This window comes from Collinsella sp. AF20-14LB, assembly GCF_003459505.1.
Taxonomy (GTDB): Bacteria; Actinomycetota; Coriobacteriia; order Coriobacteriales; family Coriobacteriaceae; genus Collinsella.
Map to the genome: position 1 here is coordinate 138,200 of NZ_QRWD01000003.1, position 21,365 is coordinate 159,564.

Consider the following 21,365-nt stretch of genomic DNA (forward strand, 5'->3'; position numbering starts at 1 on the left):
CATGCCGCTCATCTCCATCGTCGTGCCGTGTTACAACGAGCAGGAATCACTTCCGATCTTTCTCAAAGAGCTCGATGGCGTCGTTCGCATCATGACCCGGCAAGACCCCGGCATCTCCTTTGAAGCCGTCCTCATCGACGATGGCTCGGCAGACAAAACGCTCGCCGTCATGAAGGCAGAAGCTGCGGCGGCGCATCCATACGCCATCCGCTGGCACTCTTTCTCGCGCAACTTTGGCAAGGAGGCGGCACTACTCGCCGGACTCCAGCACGCAAAGGGCGACTATGTCGCCACCATGGATGCCGACATGCAGGACCCGCCCTCGCTCCTGCCGCAGATGTACGAGATCTTGCAAACCGAAGACTACGATAACGTCGCCACACGCAGGACCACCCGCGAAGGCGAGCCTCCCATCAGGTCGTTCTGCGCCCGTATGTTCTACAAGATCATCAACCGCATTTCCAAGGCCGATATCGTCGACGGAGCACGCGATTTTAGGCTCATGAAGCGACCTATGGTCAACGCCATCATCTCCATGGGCGAATACAATCGATTCTCCAAGGGCATCTACGGCTGGGTCGGCTTCAAGACCAAATGGCTCCCCTACGTAAACGTCAACCGCGTGGCCGGTGAGACCAAATGGAGCTTTTGGTCGCTGCTCCTCTATTCCATCGACGGCATCGTCGCGTTTTCCACGGCGCCACTATCCCTCGCCGCCCTCACGGGTATCGTCTTCTGCCTCATCGCTATTCTGGGATTCGTCGTCATCCTAGTAAAGACGCTTGTCTGGGGCGACCCCGTCGGCGGATGGCCGTCGCTCGCCTGCCTCATAACGCTGTTTGGCGGCATGCAGCTTCTGTGCCTGGGAATCATAGGTGAATACTTGGCAAAAGCCTACTTGGAAACCAAGCGACGTCCCATCTATATCATTCGAGAATCCAACGAGGAATCTGATGACACGGCCCAATAACAGCACGCTCAAGAATGTGGCGTTCTACGCCGCCTGCTTCGCATTTTCCGTCGCACTCTTTGTCGCACTTGCAGCGGCGGGACATGTCTATCCCTTTGGCGACAACTCGTTTCTCACCAACGATCTCAAATACCAATACATCGACTTCTTCGCGTGGTTTCGCCGCGTCCTTTTAGGCGAGGCAAACCTTCGCTATTCCTTCTCACAGGGACTCGGCATGAACACATGGGGGCTCTATAGCTACTACCTCGGCAGCCCCTTCAACCTGCTCTGCGTGCTGTTTCCCGCAGACAAGCTGACGCTCTTCGTGCTTGTTATCTCCGCGCTCAAACTGGGCTGCATCCACATCAGCGGCGCTTGGTATGTGCAAAAGCGCTTTGACCTACCCAAGCCCGCAGCATTCCTGCTTTCCCTCTCGTTCACGTTTTGTAGCTGGACCATCAGCAACCTGCGCAACCCGCTCTGGATCGATTGCCTGATCCTGCTGCCCATCTGCGCCTACGGATGCCACGAGCTCATCCGCAAGCAGCGCATGATCCGCCTCGTCATCGCAACGGCGCTCAATGTCATGTTCTGCTGGTATACGGCCTACATTAGCATCCTGTTCCTCTGCATCTTCGTACTGGTTGAATTTGTCGATTATGTTGCAGAAGAAGGATTTAGCTGGAAGCTCATGCTCGATCGGGCCCTGCGATTCGCCGGGGCTATCGCGCTCGGACTGCTTCTGTCCGCTTGGACCTTTTTGCCGACCATCCTTGCCATGTCCAAGGGCGGTCCCGTTCTAGCACTCGGCCCCCTACTTAAAACCAACCTCAAGTCGCTCATCAGGGGCTTTCTTCCCTGCATGTGGGTAAGCAACGAAAGCACACCTCAGTTCTATTGCGGCATCATCATGATGCTGCTTGCGGTGAGCCTGCTGGTTAACCGCACGGTTTCAATCAAGACGCGCATCGCAACACTCGTCGTCACGATAATCCTGGTTGCAAGCTCCGTTTTGAGCCCGCTCGAGTACATCTGGTGCGGCATGCGCGTTCCCAACGGCTTCTACTCGCGCACGGCTTTTTTGCTGAGCTTCTTTGCGCTGTGGGCTGCGGGCTATACCCTGCAGATCCTCAAGGATCAACCTAAATTGCGCCAAGCCTATCGCCCCGCCGTCATCTTGCCACTCCTGGCGCTCACCGCTATTGAACTGTTTGCCAACGCTCATGTAGTATGGAACCAGCTCTACGCGGGCTATTCCGAAAATACCAACAGGGCCTATGTAGCCACCGCAACCAACACGATCGCTACCACTACAGAACGGGATTCAGCTCCGTTCTACCGCATCGATCGTACAACCACACGAGCCGATAGTGCCGCTCTAAACGAAGGCCTGGCACTAGGGTATAACCAGCTATCTTCTTATTCGTCCGCCAATAACCCGCAGGCAATTACATTGCTCAACTCCCTTGGTTACAGCAGCGTCGGCGAATTCTCGACCCGTTATGCCGAGCCCATTCTTGCCGTCGATGCCCTACTGGGAGTCAAGTATGCCATTCCCGAGAACGCGCCTGCGGGATACGTTTCGACCAAGACGAATCAGGTCGACTCCACAAGCGCGGTGTACGAGAACCCCTATGCGCTCAGCATTGGCGTTGCAGCCTCAAGCGATATCCAAAACAGCACGCTGAAAAACGAGAACCCCTTCGAAAAGCAGAACGACCTCTACAGCAAAATCCTAGGCCGCGAGGTCAAGCTCTATACCAAGATCGAGGCCACGAGCACGGAGAATAGCGATAGCTTAAAGCAATGGAGCGTTACTGTACCGGCAAGCTCCATCGGGTATCTCTACATCAACAAAGATACGACTGCCGGCAGTTATTGGCCCGTCACCCTTACCATCGACCAGCGAACGATCGAAAACGAGGCCTGGAGATTCGACAATAATATCCGCCAGATTGCGGATGCATCGGACGCCCCGAGCCAGCATACGGTGTCAATCGGAGTCGCGGAGGGCTATACAGACATGCCCCAAGACAATGAGCCGGTCTTTTACGCCCTCGATCTGGACGTTTTCGAGCAGATTATTAACGAGCTTAAGACGAGCGAATTTGTTCCGACAGTTTTTGAGGACGGAAGAATCGAAGGCGAGTATACCGCCAAGGAAGACGGCAACCTGCTGCTGAGCGTTCCGTACGATGAGGGCTGGAACGTAACGGTAAACGGAACCGCCGCAGAACTAACGCCCGCCGCCGATAAGGGCCTGTCGTCCCTGAACGTGCAGAAAGGCGCGAATAGGATCGTGATGACCTACAAGACTCCGGGTGCCCTTGCGGGGCTTGCAGTGAGTCTGGCGACCACCGTCGCCCTTGTTGCAGCGGGGCTATACGCCAGGCATAAGAAAAGCCGCCGTTAACAAGCGGCGGCTTTTACTCTCGAAAAGTTAATAGCGGCTAGAGCATCTTGAGGTACTCCCCCAGCTCTTCCTCCCAGTCGGGCATGTGGAACCCGACCGACTCGAGCCCGGACAGGTCGAGTGCGGAGTGGACCGGGCGCGGTGCGACGGGGCCCTCGGCGCTCGCGTAGTAGTCGGCGGTCGATACCGGCACGACCTTCTCGCCGTTGCCGTTGGCGGCCTCGAAGACGGCGCGTGCGATGTCCGCCCAGGACTTCACCGCGCCGGATCCGGTGCAGTCGTAGGTGCCGTAGGGGGCGTGCGTCCCCAGCACGTGGAAGATGGCCTCGGCCATGTCGCGCGTGAAGGTCAGGCGGCCCAGCTGGTCGTCGACCACGGTGACCTGCTCGAGCTTGTCGTCCGGGTCGGCGACGCGGTCTGAGAGTGCCTTCATGGTCTTCACGAAGTTGTGCCCCTCGCCGATGACCCAGCTGGAGCGCATGATGTAGTGGTGCGGGCACCCGGCCACGGCGATGTCGCCGGCGGCCTTGGTCTGGCCGTAGACGGACAGCGGGGAGAACGGCTCGTCCTCCGTGTGGACCTCGGCGGTGCCGTCGAAGACGTAGTCGGAGGATACGTGGACCAGGGTGATGCCGTACCCGGCGCAGGTGCGTGCGAGAAGGGCGGGCCCCGTCGCGTTGGCCTTCCAGGCGGTCACGCGGCCCTCGGGGGTCTCGGCCCTGTCGACTGCCGTGTAGGCGCCGCAGTTGATGACCGTGCCGTAGAGCGACCAGTCGTACTGCGAATAGGCGTCCGGGTCGGACATGTCGAAGGTGTCGATGTCGCAGAAGTCGAAGTCCTTCGCCACGCCGCGCTCCTCGGCGAGCGCGCGCACCGCATGGCCCAGCTGGCCGTTGCAGCCGGTGACGAGGGTGCGCTTCGGCGCCATCGGGACGACGTCCTTGAGCATCGGGTGGTTGAGGTCGGCCTCGGAGACGGTGGCCTCATCGAGCGGGATCGGCCACTCGATGGCGAGCTCGGGGTCGGCGAGGTTCACGAAGGTGTAGGTCTTCTTGAGCTCCAGCGACCAGTGGGCGTCCACCAGGTAGGTGTAGGCGGTGCCGTCCTCGAGCGCCTGGAAGCTGTTGCCCACGCCGCGCGGGACGTAGATGGCCCTGGACGGGTCGAGCGTGCAGGTGAACACCTTCCCGTAGGTGGCGCTGCCCTCGCGCAGGTCGACCCATGCGCCGAAGACCGAGCCGCGGGCCACGGAGATGAACTTGTCCCAGGGCTCCGCGTGGATGCCGCGGGTGACGCCGCGGCTGTCGTTGTAGGAGATGTTGTTCTGGACGACCTTGAGATCGGGGATGCCGAGCGCGCACATCTTGGCGCGCTGCCAGTTCTCCTTGAACCAGCCGCGCGAGTCGCCGTGGACGGCCAGGTCGACGACCTTGAGGCCCTCGATGCCGGTCTCCGCGACCTTCAGGTCCTTCTCTAATTCGATGTCAGCCATGTGGTTAATTCCAATCGTGTTGCGGGCGCCCCTCGCGGTGCCGCAGGATCATCCCCATGCCCTGCGGCACCGCGAGGGGCGCTCGAAAAGGTAAACGTCCGGGAATCCGGGCCTACTGCCCCTGCGCCCTGTAACGGGCCTCGGTGGTCTCCTTGGCCGGTCGCCACCAGGACTCGTTCTCCACGTACCAGCCGATGGTCTGCTTCAGGCCCTCGGCGAAGTCGGTGTGGGCCGGCCTCCAGCCCAGCTCGCGCTGGAGCTTCGTGCTGTCGATGGCGTAGCGGCGGTCGTGGCCGGGGCGGTCGGCGACCCAGTCGAAGTCCTCGGGGTCGCGCCCCATGGCCTCCAGGATCATGCGCAGGACCGTGATGTTGTCCCTCTCGCCGTCCGCTCCGATGAGGTAGGTCTCCCCCGTGCGGCCCTTGGTCAGGATGTCCCAGACGGCCGAGGAGTGGTCCTCGGTGTGGATCCAGTCGCGGACGTTCTCGCCGCGGCCGTAGAGCTTGGGGCGGACGCCGTCGATGATGTTCGTGATCTGCCTGGGGATGAACTTCTCCACGTGCTGGTAGGGGCCGTAGTTGTTGGAGCAGTTGGAGATCGTTGTCCGTAGGCCGTAGGTGCGGGTCCATGCGCGCACGAGCATGTCGGAGCTGGCCTTGGTGCTCGAGTACGGGCTGCTCGGGTGGTACGGCGTCTCCTCGGTGAACTTGGCCGGGTCGTCGAGTGCCAGGTCGCCGTAGACCTCGTCGGTGGAGACGTGGTGGTAGCGGACGCCGTGCTTGCGGACGGCCTCCAGCAGGCGGAAGGTGCCCTCGACGTTGGTGCGGAGGAACGGCTCGGGGTCGGCGATGGAGTTGTCGTTGTGGCTCTCGGCGGCGTAGTGCACGATGGCGTCGTGGCCCGGGACGACCCTATCGAGCAGAGCGGCGTCGCAGATGTCGCCCACGACGAGCTCCACGCGGTCGGAGGGCAGACCGGCGATGTTCTCGGGGTTGCCGGCGTAGGTCAGCTTGTCCAGGACGGTCACGTGCACGTCGGGGTGGTTGTTGACCACGTAGTGCACGAAGTTGCTGCCGATGAAGCCGCAGCCGCCCGTGACGATGATGTTGTGGGGTTCAAAAATCTCAGACATGAAAATCCAATCTGAAGCATGTATAGCTTCTTTAGTATGCCGCAGGAAGTGACGCCGCGACACTATTCAACAAAACTATCGGACATTTCGGCATGCGATAAGAGCCATAACCTTCGCAGAATTACCTCCTGTACAAAACGCCTCCGGAATGCAGTCTTTGTCGTAGTGAAAAACCGAATCCCCAGTTATTTCACGTAAGTAATGTCCTGTTTTGGCGCCGACCGGGAAATAGCATAACGATGATTCCCGCGATCTTGATAAACAGGGACGAAAGAATGGTATTTTCCGCTCGTCTTAATCTTGTAAATCTCATCCACGCTATACGGAAGATTGGGGAAATCAGCCCTTGAGATCAGCACGAAATAATTCGAGGAATACAGCACATGATGGGCAAACTCATCAGAATGGATCACTTTTAAGCCCTCATCGACAAATACAATCGAGTCATGAACGGACGAAAGCTGGTTTCGCCAATCATAATCGGTCAGGGCGACACAGGGACAATCGCATTGCAAGGAAACGCCCGACTGCTCGCCCGTTCGCATGTAGTCTGCGACCATGTCAAACAGTGTCGTCTTACCCGTGCCGCAATCGCCACGCACAATAGTGATGTTCCGCTTGATGGTAAATGTGTACTTGGTTCCCCTGCGGCGGGAAATCTTAACGAGATGCGAACCGTTCATAAGCAGTACCTACAGATACGGAATCGACTCGTGAATCAATTCGGCCATGTTGTGAACGATTCGGCCGCTATTCACGACTTTAATTTTAAAATCCTCGCGACCAAAGTCCATCACATGATAGAGATTCACAACAAGTTTGCGGTCTTTCGCCATGTCGAGAATCCACTTGGCACAGTTGTCACCACAGGTAGAAGCGTTATAAATTTGCTTACGATCAAATCTCATAAGCAGCAGCGTTTTCACGCCACCAGAAAGCTGGAGTGGGGAGATGGATCCAAGCACAGGGCTTTCGATGACGTTTTCGGAAACAACATCCGATCGATCAACATCTTTAATTATCGAGACTGCATAGGGATCCGTAATCCAAGAAGACCGGTAAGAGTTTTTGAAATATGTCGCTGTGTTGTAAATCGCTTCTGGCATATCGCCAAAGAAGACGCTTAACACATCCACTCCCAATCATATTGTCTTTATGGTCAACGTAATCATAACGAAAGGGGCCACCAGATAAACGGTGACCCCTAAAAGAAAACAAGCTTGCGCTAGTACTCGCGCGGGCTGTTGACGATCTCGCCGGCGGCGACCTTCTTCAGGTGCTGCCCGTAGACCGACTTGCCGTAGGCCTTGGCCGCCTCCTCCAGCTCGGCGGTCGTGATCCAGCCGTTCTCCCAGGCGATCTCCTCGGGGACCGAGACCGGCAGGTCCTGGGAGTGCTCCACGGCGCGGACGAACTCCGCGGCCTCGTGCAGGCTCTCCATGGTGCCGGTGTCGAGCCACGCGTAGCCGCGGCCGAGGGTGACCACGGACAGCGTCCCCTCCTCCAGGTACATCTGGTTGAGCGTCGTGATCTCCAGCTCGCCACGGGCGGAGGGCTCGACCTCGTGCGCCTTGGCGGCCACGTCGCCCGGGTAGAAGTACAGGCCGGTGACGGCGTAGGAGCTCTTGGGGCACTCGGGCTTCTCCTCGATGGAGACGGCCCTCCCCTGCGCATCGAACTCCACGACCCCAAAGCGCTCGGGGTCGTCCACGTGGTAGCCGAAGACCGTGGCCCTCCCCGACTCGGCGTTCTGTACGGCGCGCGTCAGGTGGCGCGACAGGCCGTTGCCGTAGAAGATGTTGTCGCCGAGCACCAGGGCGCACGGCTCGCCGGCGATGAACTCCTCGCCGATGGTGAACGCCTGCGCCAGGCCGTCCGGCGAGGGCTGCTCGGCGTAGGACAGGTTCACGCCGTAGCGCGAGCCGTCCCCGAGCAGGCGCTCGAAGTTGGGCAGGTCCGTCGGCGTGGAGATGACCAGGATGTCCCGGATGCCAGCCAGCATGAGGGTGGACAGCGGGTAGTAGATCATGGGCTTGTCGTAGACCGGCAGCAGCTGCTTGGAGGTCACGAGCGTGAGCGGGTACAGGCGGGTGCCGGACCCGCCGGCGAGGATGATGCCTTTCATGTAGTCCTCCGTGTCATATAACTCATTTTGTTACGACTTATATAATAAACTCTATCGGTCATATCAATTAAAAATATATGAGCGATACCCATTGAACAGGGCATCTAATTGCCTCGGCACGGAAAGAGCGTCAGGAACAGTGAAGATTTACATCGCAGCCCATAAGCACTTTGACATTGATGCACAGGCGCCTTACCAGCCGCTCTTCGTCGGGGCAAGCTCCATTCCAACGAAAAATCGACAAGCTGGATGGCTGTACGACGATCAAGGCGATAATATTTCCCAGAAAAACAAGCACTACTGTGAGCTTACCGGCCTCTATTGGATATGGAAGAATTCTCCTGAGTCGATAGTTGGGCTCACGCATTATCGAAGGGCATTTGAGTCCCCCAACGACTCGAAGCAGATGCTCAGAGACTATGAAATTGAGAACATTCTTACCAAGCATGACTGCATTGTTGCAGCCAAAGAACCCTGCACAAGCTCAATCGGGTGCAACTTAATCACTGTTGCTGAGCAGTATAGAATGATCCACTCTTCGACAGATCTGCTACAGGCAAGGGAAATCATCAGGACGAAATGCCCTGGCTACTTGGATGCTTTTGATGAAGCAATTTGTGAGGAGTGCTCTTTTTCGCCATGCAATATGTTTATTTGTAAAAAGGAACTGATGGACAGATATTGTAAGTGGCTTTTCAAAATTGAAAAACAACTTGATAAGCGAATTGACTATATAAGTGGTCGCGATAGCTATCAACAAAGGATGCCTGGCTTTATCTCAGAACGACTATTCAATGTCTTCCTTAAAAAGGAAGACATAAGATGCTATGAATGCCGCATCTTTAACCCAATAAATAAAGAGGCCCTCACGATCGATCAAAGCGCGTGGCCTCAAAGGAGACCTCAACTTACGTGCGCTTGCTCTACGAATGCAATATTTAACGGAGCAGACTATTCATCTGTATTTGATTATTCCTTTTATGTAAATCATTACGAGGATCTATTCGATAGATATAAAGACGACCCCCATGGAGCGCTGGAACATTTCATTGCAATCGGCATTAACGAACATCGAGTTGCGCATCCTCATTTTTCTATTGGCTCTCTTCTGAATGGAAATCCCGATTTAAGAAGTAAGTGCAGTGGAAATCTCGAAGCAACGCAAATGTATATAGCGAATCCTAAAGAGTATATGCATCCAATTGGGTATGAAAACATTCATCCGCTAGACGAGCAAAGCAATTCGACTACGGCCACATGGCATGAACGTCGAATTACAGCAGCGCGCATCCGATACCAAGAAAGAATAGAGAGGCTACCCGTACTGGGCTAATTCAATGTAAGAATAAACCCTAGATCAAAGTGAAATAGCACAGACATCTTCAGTGCAACGGAAAGGTAAATTGAAATGAAAATTAACATGGATTGCATTTGCCGCGGAAGCGGGAAGGTGTACGTTCTTCTAAAGAATGTTGAGACAGATGCATCAAATATTCAGGTGACAGCAGCAAAGAGCGACGGAACGACAATACCAAGCTCAATCTATCCATACGAGTCAAATAACAATCAATACGTCATAGTTCTTCCCGACCTCGGAACTGGTGATTGCGATATTCAGATTAATGATTTGAATGCGCAATATGCCTACGATGCCATTAAAATCAGCTTTGGCACGGCAAAATGGGCGTCAAGATTAAACTACAAAATTAAGAATGATTTGTCCCATTCCATTAGGAACTATGACGATAAGCATGACTTGGATGTAGCAAGCATGCGTTTTCACGAGTTTATCGAAGATGGAGATGAGGCCATTCTTCGCTGCTCAGTAAAACTTCCTCAGCGCAACGACAACAAAATAGCCATCAGCTGCTTCGATACTTCGATGAATCGAATTGAGATCGAGCCGATCACCACCGATGACATTACGATTCCCTTGTGGTTTGCCCCCAATAAAAAACGGCGCGAGATTCAATACTCGGTCCGAATCCCAAATAGCACAAATAGGCTAATCTTCACAATCGAAGATGACAATCACCCGAGCTTTAACAGCTTCGCTGTTGTGGACAACGAAGAGCTCGAAAGGCTGCGCATTTTAACCACATCGAAGATGCAACCTATTTCGATTGATCCATCTGCATATCCAAAATGGCTCGAACAACACAAGGCAAGCTCGGCGATGCTCGAAAAACAATCGATGGTTACCTTCAAGAAAATGCCTTTGTTTAGCATCGTCGTTCCCCTATTCAACACACCCGATAATTTGTTCAGGGAAATGGTGGAATCAGTTCTTAAACAGAGCTATGCGAACTGGGAGCTTGTGCTGGTCAATGCAAGCCCAGATAACAGTGCGCTTGTGGATATGATCGAAACCGCTAAGAATAATGACGCTCGCATTAAGGTGATAGAGCTAGCGAGCAATTCCGGCATTTCCAAAAATACTCTTGCCGGAACAAAAGAAGCGAATGGAGATTTCATTTGCTTCTTGGACCACGACGATACTCTTGAGCCCGCGGCGCTTTATGAATATGCGCATGCAATTAATGCTGAAAACAATACTGATCTCATTTACTGCGACGAAGACAAACTGTTTGCCAATGGCAGCTATGGTGACCCATTCTTTAAGCCAGATTTAAGCATCGATTTACTACGAAGCGTTAATTATATTTGCCATTTTCTTGCAATCAGAAAGACACTATTCGATTCTCTGGAGTACGGCGACGAGCAGTACGATGGAGCCCAAGACCATGACCTGACGCTTAAGGCGATAGAAAACGCACGAAATGTGGTACACGTGGCTAAAATTCTGTACCACTGGAGAATGACCGAAAACTCAACTGCAGGTGACCCGAACTCAAAGCTATATGCATGGGATGCTGGCGTCAAAGCCGTACAGGCCCATTTGGACAGACTTGATGTTTCCGCAAAGGTTTACCGTGGAAACGACCCCTTCACTTATAAAGTTACCTATGCAGTTCCAGATAGTCATCCACTTGTATCAATCATTATTCCGACAAAGGACCATCCCTCTGTTCTCGATACGTGCATTAAGTCGATCATTGAACGCTCGACGTACGATAACTACGAAATCGTCATCATTGAAAACAACAGCGAGAACCCAGAAACATTCGAGTACTACTCTGAATTAGAAAAATGCTATCCCGATATGATCCGCATCGAATATTGGGGTGCAGAATTCAATTTTTCAAAACTGATGAACTTTGGCGCTAGCAAAGCAAAGGGCGATTACCTTCTCTTGTTAAACAACGATACAGAAGTTCTAACCCCAAACTGGATTGAAAACATGCTGGGCATTTGTTCACGAAAAGAAGTTGGCATTGTTGGCGCAAGACTTTTCTACAGCGACAATACTTTGCAACATGCGGGCGTCGGTATCGGAGGAATTGGAGCCGGCCACCTTGGAAAAGACTACCCCAGAGGTAATTGGGGCTACTTCAATCTATGTGACCGCACGCAAGATCTAAGCGCAGTAACTGCAGCATGCCTCATGACTAAGAGAGCTGTATTCGACGAAGTCGGTGGCTTTAGAGAAGAGCTGGCTGTTGCTTTTAATGATGTTGACTATTGCCTCAAAGTGAGAAGTCACAACTATCTTGTTGTATATACACCCGACACCGAGCTGTATCATTATGAGTCGCTATCGCGAGGCTATGAAATCAGCGACGAAAAGAAAATGAGGTTCCATAGGGAATACTCATTGCTCAACTACCTATGGCCAGAATATTACGTGAAAGGCGATCCGTATATAAACAGCAACATCATCAGCGGGAATTTGTATTATCAAATTTAAAAGCGCTATGATGCTTATATCATAAACACGTAAAAAAGAAGAAGGGGCTGCCGGTTTAACCAGCAGCCCCTTCTTCCTAATAGGTCAATTCATATAGAACAAACCCGTTTGCTGAACCTAATTGCCTAATTTGTAATTTATCAGATGAAAACTCCGTCAAATCCCTACTAGACATAACGTACTTCACATTAAGCTGCCTCAAATCATCTTCAGTCAAATTCACTGTGAAGAGATCATCCTGAGTGGAATTAAATGACGTAGACGGGGCGAATACATTAGCAATGACATGAGCATACCTGTTGTATGCGCACTCGTTCTCGTTATTTTCATCGATAGAATTCCAACGCGCCAGATCAGGATAAGCATTGGTAGAGTTAATTACAGGCGCTCCATACGCAGCGCAAAGATTGGCAACTGTCCAAGAACCATCGACAACCCATTTATCTGAATAATCACTCTCTTCGACAAACTGATTAACGAGAGCCTCTAAATTCGTATCTGTAATTGGAGCCGCACCGATTTGAACTGGATTGATACAGAGCCCTGGAATTACGCCGAAGCAAATCGCGAAAGCAACAAATAAACCGGTACATTTTTTACCAAGAATATAGGAGCGAAACGAAAGGCACGAAAAAAGACAGAACAATATAAACATCAACAAATACAGCATCCTTGCAACAAGATATTTCGCAGAAAGAAGGATGAAAATCTGGAATGCTGAACTCAGAATAAGACCGATTATTAAGATAATTGACAAATAACCAATGGAGCTATTATTCCCTTGGGATTCTTTAGCCTTTTCGACAGAAATCAAAAATAGGAGAAGTTCCAGGTAACCAATAGGAAACAACAGTCGCAGAACGGGGACGTTATACATTAAGGTCATTCGAGATAGAAATGACGGAAAACCAATAAATGCAAAGGCCAGGAAAAACAATTGAAGTGCCGTAAGCAAAAATAGCTGCCAATCCCGCCTTTTAATAAAACAGAGCAGAGATGCAAGCGTTCCAAGAGGGAAGAAGCAAAGAATGGTTGCAATTTCGCATTCATTTGAAACCAGTGGTGAATCAAAGGCGTAAAAGAGTGAAATTGCATAAGAAAAAAGTTCAGGAAGTCCGCTTCCACCTGTTTCAAAGCGCGCACCAGGATAAACGGTATTCATAACAGATGTCATTGCTTCGGAGGACTGGAAGAAGGAAAGGAATATTAGTCCCGCTGAAATCAACAGGCAGGATACTAAAACAAAAGTATCAATTAGTGACCATGCAAGAACTGAATGTTGATTGTTAGATTTTAAAGTTTGACAATACTCTGTTGTTCTAAATACACCCATCAAGGCAAAAATGAAGAAAAATGGGACCATCCAAGCAGGGTACATGAGCATTATGTAACAACCACATAGCCATGCTATAGCAGCTAGCGCAATAATCCTGATATTTCTTTTTTGAGTAAAGAGCGCCCTATCCAACAACAAGACAAGGGCTTGGCCATAAAGAATCACCTCGCCCGTGCCCCACCATTGAATTAATGGCGAAAAACAAAGCAAGCATGAAAAGAGAAAGCTGAGCGGCTTTGACTTAATAATGAGAAAGGCACAATCAAAAGAGACAAGAACCATTAGACATAGTTTCGCGGACCAGGCAAACGCTAGGCCGAATTCAAAACCAAATAGCAAATAACCCCAAAGCACTGGTCTAAATAACGTGATTACGCTCCAGCAGGCAGCGCCATAAACCATCCGGACATCCGTTAAATCTCCTCTCAGGATTTCCGAAATTGGAGCATAGCCATTATGGGATTGAGATAATTGAAACAGGGTTCCAACTGAGAACTCATCACTTCGAAGGGACCTCGGTATACCCCAAAACGGAGTATCAGCGTTTTCAGGGAGCATAATGCTCCACATGCCAAGCGATGAACCGCTGATTTTAAAAGCAACGGCAAGCAACGCTACAGTCATACCGATTAACCATCGATATTTATACAAAAACTCGCTTTTATACTCAACCAATTTGATTACAGAAATGACAAATATAATAGTCAATCCAGCAACAAATAGAACTGCCCTATCGTCATTAAGCATCGGGTTGGCAATTGTAAAGCCAACCGTGCCATAGAAAGCATCAATGTAATTAACAAACAAAGACAGATATATCAGTGCAAAAGATAACGGCAGGACAAAAATACCGACATGGTAAAGGCGATACAAGCCGCCGCAAACGCAATGGTTTCGAGCTTCCGCTGCTAAATAGTTGTTCATACAGTTAATCTAAACTCCGTCTTTAATTAACTCTGCTGATTCCGCAAAACATCATTCTCATTTTCAAGTATCGCAATACGTTGAGTTAAGTTCTTGCAAGCCGTAACGAGTCTGCTGATCGCAATACTGAGAGATAGAGAAATCATCAATAAAAGTACCACGGCGACGAGAAACGCAAAATTCGAAGGACTAATAAACCCGATACAGCCTGAGATTCGATAAATCAACTCCGGAAAGCAAACGCTTAATAGCGCCACCACGCACAGGCAGAGCCATAGTAACGAGTACTTTAAAAGTAGCTTTCCTTTGCCGACTAAGGAGACGACATAAAAGAAAAGGCCACTAAAAATTACGCCAGCGCCCACACGAATTATCATACTCATTAGTGAGCCGCCTTTCTATAAACAAAACAGGCCATGGAAATTGCAAGCGAAACTTTAATCATGTAATAAATTGAAGAAAAGCCAGAAATTGATGACACTCCGCCCTGTCTCTCGCGCATAAGTACGGGAACCTCAACCACTGAAAGACCAGTTTTTAATGCTGCGGCAATAGATTCAGGCTCAGGGTAATCGTCTGGGTAGTCCCTACAGAACAGGTCTATAGCCTTTTTTCCGCACGCGCGAAATCCAGAAGTAGGATCTTTAATCGTCTTTCCGGTAAATAACCTCAACCAACCAGAAAGCCATCGGATACCCACTCTCCTTAAAAATGTAGACTGAAAGCCTTCCGTGGGCACGGCAAATCTGGAACCGATGGTTAAATCGGCACCATCAATAATCGGCTCGATTAAATTCCCGATATAAGAAGGATCATGCTGACCGTCACCATCAACCTGGACATCAATGTCATAGCCATGTCTGAGCGCATATTTATGACCGGCCTGAACGGCACCACCGATGCCTAAATTCTGCGGAAGGTCGAGGACATTAAATCCATGCTGACGACAGATAGATAGAGTTTTATCGGTTGAACCATCATTTACAACAACATAATCATAACCAGCTTCAACAACCGACGAAACAGTCTGAACAATATTGGCTTGCTCATTATAGGCAGGAATGATTACCAACACCCGCAACATGTCATCCATTAAAACCCCAACGATCCACATCGGACCTATATTGAAAATAGAACTTGCTTAATTTTATCCAAACAAACCAATCTCGAGAAATGCTCACGATAATAATTGAAGCCATTGGATCCCAAAGCTTCAATGGCGTCTTTATTCATTGAAGCAATTTTCACCATGTTGCTAGCAAGTGCGCTAGCATCTGAGGGATTGGAGACGAATCCGCACCTAGCAGAACGAACCGCATTGGCGCCTTCGCCGCGCATTACAGCAAGTATTGGTTTCGAAGACGCCATGCAACTTGAAATTTTCGCCGGAATAGTAAGCTCTAACTCAGGATTGTCAGCAAATGGTGCAATCATTGCCGTTGCAATATCTGAATACGTGGGCACAACTTCAGGATCTACGCGCCCTATAAACAAAATGGACTCGCTTAGTCCCTTATTTGCAACGGTCTTCTGCAATTCCGCTCTGGACATGCCATCGCCAAGAATTAGCAGCTTCATCTCAACAGAACTATTATTGATTGCATACGAGAATGCCTCAACAACTGTGTCAAGACCCTGTGCGGGAGTTATTGATCCGGCAAAAAGGAAAACGCACTGACTTCCAAATTGCGATCTCAGCTCCTGTGAAATACTCTTTTGTTCGTAAACCTCCTCACAGTGCTGAGGTATTACACTTATCGAAACATCCGGATTCAAAGGTTTAATCCTATGAAATAAGTTGTCGGCCAAAGAGTCACTCAAGGCAATCAGCTTATTACAGGCAGCATACTGCTTGTCGCAAAACGATTTGGCAAAAGCTCTCAGAAAGCTATTTTGGACATTTAAAACGGTGTACAAATTTTCAGGCCAAATATCCAAGACATAGGTGACAAGAGGACATTTACTTCGCAATGCAGCAAACCTTGCTGGAATTATCATCAAAATAGGACTTGTATTATAGCAAAATACAACGTCGTAATTGTTTTTGAGCCTTAACGCCTTGAAAGATGCAGTAATCGGCCAGCTAATATAGTTCAGGAAAATGCGGGCCGAAGTATTACCCTTTCGGCGTATTTCACCAGACCGAAAGACAGACGCACCATGGTAATCATCGCAACGATGGCCACAATAACCATATCCTTCAGCCCATTCACCTGAAGGATAATTTGGAATACCGCAAAGGACATCAACGCTTGCACCGTCTTCAATAAAGCCTTCGACGATGTCGTTGACTCGAAAAGTCTCCGGATAAAAATGCTGCGTTACGACAAGTATTTTTTTACCAGCGCATGAGCTAGTCATTAAATGCTCTTCCTCCACACCATCTTGTCCACGACGCCGGTGTAGCTCTGGATGATCTTGACAACCTTGGTGGACACGGTCTCGTCGGCGTAGTCGGGAACGGGCGCCTCGGGCAGCGACCCCTCCGCATCGAGCTCGACGGCAGTGTGGACGGCCTGCAGAAGACCCTTCTCGGAGATGCCGGCGAGCGTGAAGCACGCCTTGTCCAGCGCCTCGGGGCGCTCGGTGGAGGTACGGATGCACACCGCCGGGAACGGGCGGCCGACGCTCGCGAAGAAGCTGGACTCCTCGGGCAGGGTGCCGGAGTCCGACACCACCGCAAAGGCGTTCATCTGCAGGCAGTTGTAGTCGTGGAAGCCCATGGGCTCGTGCATGCGCACGCGCGGGTCCAGCTTGAAGCCGGTGGCCTCCAGGCGCTTGCGGGAGCGCGGGTGGCAGGAGTACAGGATCGGCATGTCGTATTTCTCCGCAAGCGCGTTGATGGCGGTGAACAGGCTCGCGAAGTTCGCCTCGGTGTCGATGTTCTCCTCGCGGTGGGCGGACAGCAGCATGTAGTGCTTGGGCTCCAGGCCGAGCTCGGTGAGGATGTCGGAGGTCTTGATCTTATCCAGATTTGCGCGCAGAACCTCCGCCATGGGCGAGCCCGTGACGTAGGTGCGCTCGGGGGCGCAGCCGGTGTCCTTGAGGTAGCGGCGGGCGTGCTCGGAGTAGGCCAGGTTGACGTCGGAGATCACGTCGACGATGCGGCGGTTGGTCTCCTCGGGCAGGCACTCGTCCTTGCAGCGGTTGCCCGCCTCCATGTGGAAGATGGGGATGTGGAGCCTCTTGGCCGCGATTGCCGACAGGCAGCTGTTGGTGTCGCCCAGGATCAGCAGCGCGTCGGGCTTCACCTCAACCATGAGCTTATAGCTCGCGGCGATGATGTTGCCCACGGTCTCGCCCAAGTCGGCGCCCACGGCGTCCAGGTAGACGTCGGGGTCTTCCAACGACAAGTCGCGGAAGAAGATGCCGTTGAGCGTGTAGTCGTAGTTCTGCCCGGTGTGCGCCAGCAGGCAGTCGAAGTGGCGGCGGCACTTCTTGATGACCTCGGACAGGCGGATGACCTCGGGGCGGGTGCCCACGATGATCAACAGCTTTAGGCGGCCGTCGTTATTAAAAGAAATATTGGAAGTCATAGTTTTCCCTAAAAGCCGAGTCTAGTATTTAGCCAACAATAATGAGGCGGACAACACGTCACCACATTCAACAAGTTTTGAATCGTCCCTATGCAAGGTCTCGGAGCATCCACCGACATCGTAACAAACGACCGGAACCCCACAAGCCTCAGCCTCAAGATTGACCGTAGGATAATTATCTTCGTATGTTGGATTGAATAAAACGGAGGCAGAACTATATAGTGAGGCCAACTCTATCTGAGAGTCGGTTCGCGGAATACCAACCACCCCCGGAGGTAGTTGCCTCATCTGCTTAGCACTCAGTCCAACCAAAACAATAGAATACTCGGACTTGTCAAGCTTATCCGCAAGGGCAAAAAAGTCTGAAAGACCCTTACGCTTGGACCATGGAGAGGCAACCCCTAAAATAATTTTCCTCGAATCAAGGCCGTATTTCTCCTTAACGCTAAAAACCTCACTATTGGATCGTGGCTTAAAAACGTTGAGATCAATCGTATTGTGTACAACCTCAATCGGATACTTTGATAAATAGCTACAAGCGACCAGTCCAGCCAGCCATTTAGAAGGGGTAATGATAGTCATTCGATTGGAAGGCAGCGAAGTGAAAATCGAACGTTTGGCCTCGTAGCTCCATTTACATGATGCAGAATTAATAGTTGGAGGATATCCCATAAGTTGAGGGCACCTCTTGGCGCCACATCCAGTTTTCCATTGATTGCAGCAAGAATAGGTGAAATAAGGGCAATGGCCGGTAAAAGCCCAGCAGTCGTGCAAAGTCCATACAACACGACAATCAGATCTAATCAACCATTTAAACAGTTTATCAATATTCAAATAGTAACCATGGAGGTTGTGCAAGTGAACCACGTCAGGACCGAACTCATCAAGACGATGAATCAACGCGTCGGTTTGCCTCACCGAATGAAAGCCCGCCTTACCGTCAAGGAGAGTAAGACCAACGTCAAGTATAAAATTAGCCGGTGACCCAAAACAGTATTCACTGACACTGCTCGCAGGCCTTCTTCTGCCCCAGCAAGCAAGCGATTCGTGTCCCTGATCAATAAGAGCAAGATGCTCCTTCATCATAATGCGCCCAGTGGATCCATTTGGAACGCTATTAATATGAGCGTATCTGGTCAAAACCTCTAGACTTCCTCGTAGTAAGTGTCGGGGTCCTCGGGGTCGAAGGGCTCGTTGGCCCACATGACCGTCACGAGGTCTTCGGTGCCGGACAGGTTGGTGATGGAGTGCGTGTAGCCGGGGACCATCTCCACGGCGCGCATGTCCGAACCCGAGACGATGTACTCGTCGACGGGGAGCGGGTTGCCGCCGGCATCCTCGCCCACCTTCCTCAGCTTGATGGAGGCGGTGCCGGAGACCACCAGGAACCTCTCCCACTTGCTCATGTGCCAGTGGTTGCCCTTGGTGATGCCGGGCTTCGAGACGTTGATGGAGACCTGGCCGCGCTCCGGCGTGCGCAGGAACTCGGTGAACGAGCCTCGTTCATCCATGTTGGGCTTAAGGCCGTAGGCGAAGCGGCCCGGCTCGTAGTAGGAAAGGAACGTGCTCCAGAGTTTCTTGGAGAAGGAGCCCTCGGAAAGGTCCGGCACCGAAAGCGTCTCGCGGCTGTCGCGGAAGCTGCCCAGCAGGTAGACGATCTCGCCCAGGGTCCTCACGTCGGTTTCCGGGACGTAGCAGAACCCGTCGCCCTCGACGCGCTCCAGCCCCTCGTAGCCGCAGCGATGCTCGTTTCCGAGGAGGGCGCCCAGCATCTCGTCCACCAGGTCGTCGATGTAGAGGAGCTCGAGCTCGACATTGGGGTCGTTCACGGTGTAGGGGCGGCCGTTGGCGATGGCGTCGCAGAAGGTCGCGACGGCGGAGTTGTAGCGCGGGCGGCACCACTTGCCGTAGAGGTTGGGGAAGCGGTAGATGAGCACCGGGGCGCCCGTGCGCTTCGAGTACTCCCGGAACAGGCCCTCCCCAGCGAGCTTCGACTCACCGTAGGCCGAGCCCTCGAAGCGGCCCGAGAGGCTCGCCTGCGCGGAGCTGGAGAGCATGACGGGGCACGTGTTGCCGTGTCGCTCGAGGGCGTCCAGCAGCGTGGAGGCGAACCCGAAGTTGCCCTCCATGAACTCGGACTGGTCCTTGGGGCGGTTGACGCCGGCCAGGTTGAAGACGAAGTCGGCTCGTGAGCAGTAGCCGTCCAGCTCCCCGGGCGTCGAGTCGACGTCGTACTCCATGACCTCGAGCGGGAGCAGGCCCGCGTATTTCTCGCGGCGGTCCTTGCCGTCGCGGATGTTCTTCAGCGCGCAGCAGAGGTTCTTCCCGACGAAGCCCTTCGCGCCGGTGACGAGGACGCGCACCCTACTGCACCGCCTCGTGCTCGCGGCCCTCGAGCGCAAGCTGCACGTACTCGGCGGTCTTGATCTTGGCGATGGTGCCCTCCACGTCGAGCCTCTCGGTGTTGTGGGAGGTGTAGGACTCGTCGGCCTGGGTCTCCACCTCGCCGTCGACGACGAACTTGTCGTAGTTCAGGTCGCGCGAGTCGCAGGCCACGCGGTAGTAGCCGCCCATGTCCTCGGCGCGCAGGCGCTCCTCGCGGGTCATGAGGGTCTCGAAGAGCTTCTCGCCGTGGCGGGTGCCGATCACCTGGGTGCCCACGCGGCCGAAGACCTCCTGGACCGCCTCGGCGAGGTCGCCGATGGTCGACGCCGGCGCCTTCTGGATGAACAGGTCGCCGGGGTTGGCGTGCTCGAAGGCGAACTGCACCAGGTCGACCGCCTCGTCCAGGTTCATGAGGAAGCGGGTCATGTTGGGGTCGGTGACCGTGAGCGGCTCGCCCTTGCGGATGCGGTCGATGAACAGCGGGATGACCGAGCCGCGCGAGCACATGACGTTGCCGTAGCGGGTGCAGCAGATGGTGGTGCGGCCGGCGCCGTTGCGGGCGTTGGCGTAGATGATGGACTCCATCATGGCCTTGGACTTGCCCATGGCGTTGATGGGGTATGCCGCCTTGTCGGTGGACAGGCACACGACGCGGTCCACGCCCTCGTCGATGGCGGCGTGGAGCACGTTGTCCGTGCCGATGACGTTGGTGCGCACGGCCTCCATGGGGAAGAACTCGCAGGAGGGCACCTGCTTCAAGGCGGCGGCGTGGAAGATGTAGTCCACGCCGTGCATGGCATCGCGCACGCTCTGGGCGTTGCGGACGTCGCCGATGAAGAAGCGCACCTTGGAGGCGAGCTCGGGCGACTTCTCCTGCAGGCGGTGGCGCATGTCGTCCTGCTTCTTCTCGTCGCGGGAGAAGATGCGGATCTCGGCCAGGTCGGTATTCATGAAGTGCTTGAGCACGGTGTTGCCGAACGAGCCGGTGCCTCCCGTGATCATGAGGGTCTTGTCCTTGAATACGCTATCGCACATTTCAAGCTCCAATTAAATAAACTAAAGGTGAATGAATCTTAAAAACCTTAGTCGATGCTTAACCTACTAATACGTTTCTTATCCTAAACGAAAAGACGACTGCTGCACATAAATTAGAATTAAAAAGCTTTTATACCTGCGCTAAAACTGATAACTCCCCCAATTAGCGTTGAAGAAGTCATTACGGGTGGATATATAGTCTCAGCCAAACACTTTTGTATCTAAGT

The 21,365-nt window shown here is 52.7% G+C and carries 17 protein-coding genes; 4 read left to right on the plus strand and 13 right to left on the minus strand.

Annotation, left to right across the window (positions count from 1 at the left end; all coding sequences use genetic code 11):
• Position 1 precedes the first annotated feature (1 nt).
• Together DWX63_RS02645 and DWX63_RS02650 are read left to right on the plus strand one after the other, a co-directional pair.
• Positions 2 to 970, plus strand: a complete 969-nt coding sequence (locus DWX63_RS02645) for a glycosyltransferase family 2 protein (protein WP_117842727.1) — start codon at positions 2 to 4, stop codon at positions 968 to 970.
• Positions 954 to 3,365 (plus strand): YfhO family protein, encoded by a 2,412-nt coding sequence (locus DWX63_RS02650; protein WP_117842728.1) that lies wholly within the window; start codon positions 954 to 956, stop codon positions 3,363 to 3,365. Before DWX63_RS02645 ends, DWX63_RS02650 begins: the two co-directional genes overlap by 17 nt.
• Positions 3,366 to 3,402: 37 nt before the next feature.
• On the opposite strand, the gene DWX63_RS02655 is transcribed toward DWX63_RS02650, so the two are convergent.
• The 5 genes from DWX63_RS02655 to rfbA all read right to left on the minus strand — a co-directional run bounded on the left by DWX63_RS02655 (position 3,403) and on the right by rfbA (position 8,114).
• Positions 3,403 to 4,857 (minus strand): sugar nucleotide-binding protein, encoded by a 1,455-nt coding sequence (locus DWX63_RS02655; RefSeq protein ID WP_117842729.1) that lies wholly within the window; start codon positions 4,855 to 4,857, stop codon positions 3,403 to 3,405.
• A gap of 112 nt (positions 4,858 to 4,969) precedes the next feature.
• Positions 4,970 to 5,989 (minus strand): dTDP-glucose 4,6-dehydratase, encoded by a 1,020-nt coding sequence (gene rfbB / locus DWX63_RS02660; protein ID WP_117842730.1) that lies wholly within the window; start codon positions 5,987 to 5,989, stop codon positions 4,970 to 4,972.
• A gap of 185 nt (positions 5,990 to 6,174) precedes the next feature.
• Entirely contained in the window at positions 6,175 to 6,672 is a 498-nt protein-coding gene (locus DWX63_RS02665; RefSeq protein ID WP_199411070.1) for a hypothetical protein, read from the minus strand.
• A gap of 9 nt (positions 6,673 to 6,681) precedes the next feature.
• Positions 6,682 to 7,119 carry a DUF4869 domain-containing protein gene (locus tag DWX63_RS02670; protein ID WP_117842731.1) on the minus strand — a complete coding sequence of 146 codons (438 nt, stop codon included), beginning with the start codon at positions 7,117 to 7,119 and terminating at the stop codon, positions 6,682 to 6,684.
• 95 nt (positions 7,120 to 7,214) lie between these two features.
• Positions 7,215 to 8,114 carry a glucose-1-phosphate thymidylyltransferase RfbA gene (gene rfbA / locus DWX63_RS02675; protein WP_117767276.1) on the minus strand — a complete coding sequence of 300 codons (900 nt, stop codon included), beginning with the start codon at positions 8,112 to 8,114 and terminating at the stop codon, positions 7,215 to 7,217.
• A gap of 139 nt (positions 8,115 to 8,253) precedes the next feature.
• Between rfbA and DWX63_RS02680 the strand changes: the two genes are divergently transcribed.
• Entirely contained in the window at positions 8,254 to 9,447 is a 1,194-nt protein-coding gene (locus DWX63_RS02680; RefSeq protein WP_158559596.1) for a DUF4422 domain-containing protein, read from the plus strand.
• A 75-nt stretch (positions 9,448 to 9,522) separates the two neighbouring features.
• A complete protein-coding gene (locus DWX63_RS02685) occupies positions 9,523 to 11,922 on the plus strand; it encodes a glycosyltransferase (protein ID WP_117563880.1) in 2,400 nt (799 codons plus the stop codon).
• 76 nt (positions 11,923 to 11,998) lie between these two features.
• Here DWX63_RS02685 and DWX63_RS02690 read toward each other — a convergent pair whose 3' ends face one another.
• The 8 genes from DWX63_RS02690 to DWX63_RS02725 form a co-directional block, all read right to left on the minus strand.
• Positions 11,999 to 14,182 (minus strand): hypothetical protein, encoded by a 2,184-nt coding sequence (locus tag DWX63_RS02690; RefSeq protein ID WP_117842733.1) that lies wholly within the window; start codon positions 14,180 to 14,182, stop codon positions 11,999 to 12,001.
• Positions 14,183 to 14,208: 26 nt separating this feature from the next.
• Positions 14,209 to 14,565 carry a DUF2304 domain-containing protein gene (locus DWX63_RS11660; protein ID WP_117563882.1) on the minus strand — a complete coding sequence of 119 codons (357 nt, stop codon included), beginning with the start codon at positions 14,563 to 14,565 and terminating at the stop codon, positions 14,209 to 14,211.
• The gene (locus DWX63_RS02700; protein ID WP_233502336.1) at positions 14,565 to 15,275 is read right to left on the minus strand and encodes a glycosyltransferase family 2 protein; all 711 of its coding nucleotides are present in this window, start codon (positions 15,273 to 15,275) and stop codon (positions 14,565 to 14,567) included. Before DWX63_RS02700 ends, DWX63_RS11660 begins: the two co-directional genes overlap by 1 nt.
• Positions 15,276 to 15,301: 26 nt before the next feature.
• Positions 15,302 to 16,561 (minus strand): glycosyltransferase family 4 protein, encoded by a 1,260-nt coding sequence (locus tag DWX63_RS02705; RefSeq protein ID WP_147336049.1) that lies wholly within the window; start codon positions 16,559 to 16,561, stop codon positions 15,302 to 15,304.
• Positions 16,543 to 17,718: a non-hydrolyzing UDP-N-acetylglucosamine 2-epimerase gene (gene wecB / locus DWX63_RS02710; RefSeq protein ID WP_117563884.1), complete on the minus strand. Its 1,176-nt coding sequence runs from the start codon at positions 17,716 to 17,718 to the stop codon at positions 16,543 to 16,545. Before wecB ends, DWX63_RS02705 begins: the two co-directional genes overlap by 19 nt.
• Positions 17,719 to 17,739: 21 nt before the next feature.
• Positions 17,740 to 18,801, minus strand: a complete 1,062-nt coding sequence (locus DWX63_RS02715; protein WP_158549091.1) for a glycosyltransferase — start codon at positions 18,799 to 18,801, stop codon at positions 17,740 to 17,742.
• A 62-nt stretch (positions 18,802 to 18,863) separates the two neighbouring features.
• Positions 18,864 to 20,081 (minus strand): NAD-dependent epimerase/dehydratase family protein, encoded by a 1,218-nt coding sequence (locus DWX63_RS02720; protein ID WP_117842735.1) that lies wholly within the window; start codon positions 20,079 to 20,081, stop codon positions 18,864 to 18,866.
• 1 nt (position 20,082) lies between these two features.
• Positions 20,083 to 21,138, minus strand: coding sequence for a polysaccharide biosynthesis protein (locus DWX63_RS02725; protein WP_117842736.1), 1,056 nt, complete (start codon positions 21,136 to 21,138; stop codon positions 20,083 to 20,085).
• Between the last annotated feature and the right edge of the window lie 227 nt (positions 21,139 to 21,365).

Coding starts and splice junctions, on each gene's coding strand:
- DWX63_RS02645 (WP_117842727.1), top strand. CDS start 2: ATGCCGCTCATCTCCATCGTCGTGCCGTGTTACAACGAGCAGGAATCA.
- DWX63_RS02650 (WP_117842728.1), top strand. CDS start 954: ATGACACGGCCCAATAACAGCACGCTCAAGAATGTGGCGTTCTACGCC.
- DWX63_RS02655 (WP_117842729.1), bottom strand. CDS start 4,857: ATGGCTGACATCGAATTAGAGAAGGACCTGAAGGTCGCGGAGACCGGC.
- rfbB (WP_117842730.1), bottom strand. CDS start 5,989: ATGTCTGAGATTTTTGAACCCCACAACATCATCGTCACGGGCGGCTGC.
- DWX63_RS02665 (WP_199411070.1), bottom strand. CDS start 6,672: ATGAACGGTTCGCATCTCGTTAAGATTTCCCGCCGCAGGGGAACCAAG.
- rfbA (WP_117767276.1), bottom strand. CDS start 8,114: ATGAAAGGCATCATCCTCGCCGGCGGGTCCGGCACCCGCCTGTACCCG.
- DWX63_RS02685 (WP_117563880.1), top strand. CDS start 9,523: ATGAAAATTAACATGGATTGCATTTGCCGCGGAAGCGGGAAGGTGTAC.
- DWX63_RS02690 (WP_117842733.1), bottom strand. CDS start 14,182: ATGAACAACTATTTAGCAGCGGAAGCTCGAAACCATTGCGTTTGCGGC.
- DWX63_RS11660 (WP_117563882.1), bottom strand. CDS start 14,565: ATGAGTATGATAATTCGTGTGGGCGCTGGCGTAATTTTTAGTGGCCTT.
- DWX63_RS02700 (WP_233502336.1), bottom strand. CDS start 15,275: ATGGATGACATGTTGCGGGTGTTGGTAATCATTCCTGCCTATAATGAG.
- wecB (WP_117563884.1), bottom strand. CDS start 17,718: ATGACTTCCAATATTTCTTTTAATAACGACGGCCGCCTAAAGCTGTTG.
- DWX63_RS02715 (WP_158549091.1), bottom strand. CDS start 18,801: ATGAAGGAGCATCTTGCTCTTATTGATCAGGGACACGAATCGCTTGCT.
- DWX63_RS02725 (WP_117842736.1), bottom strand. CDS start 21,138: ATGTGCGATAGCGTATTCAAGGACAAGACCCTCATGATCACGGGAGGC.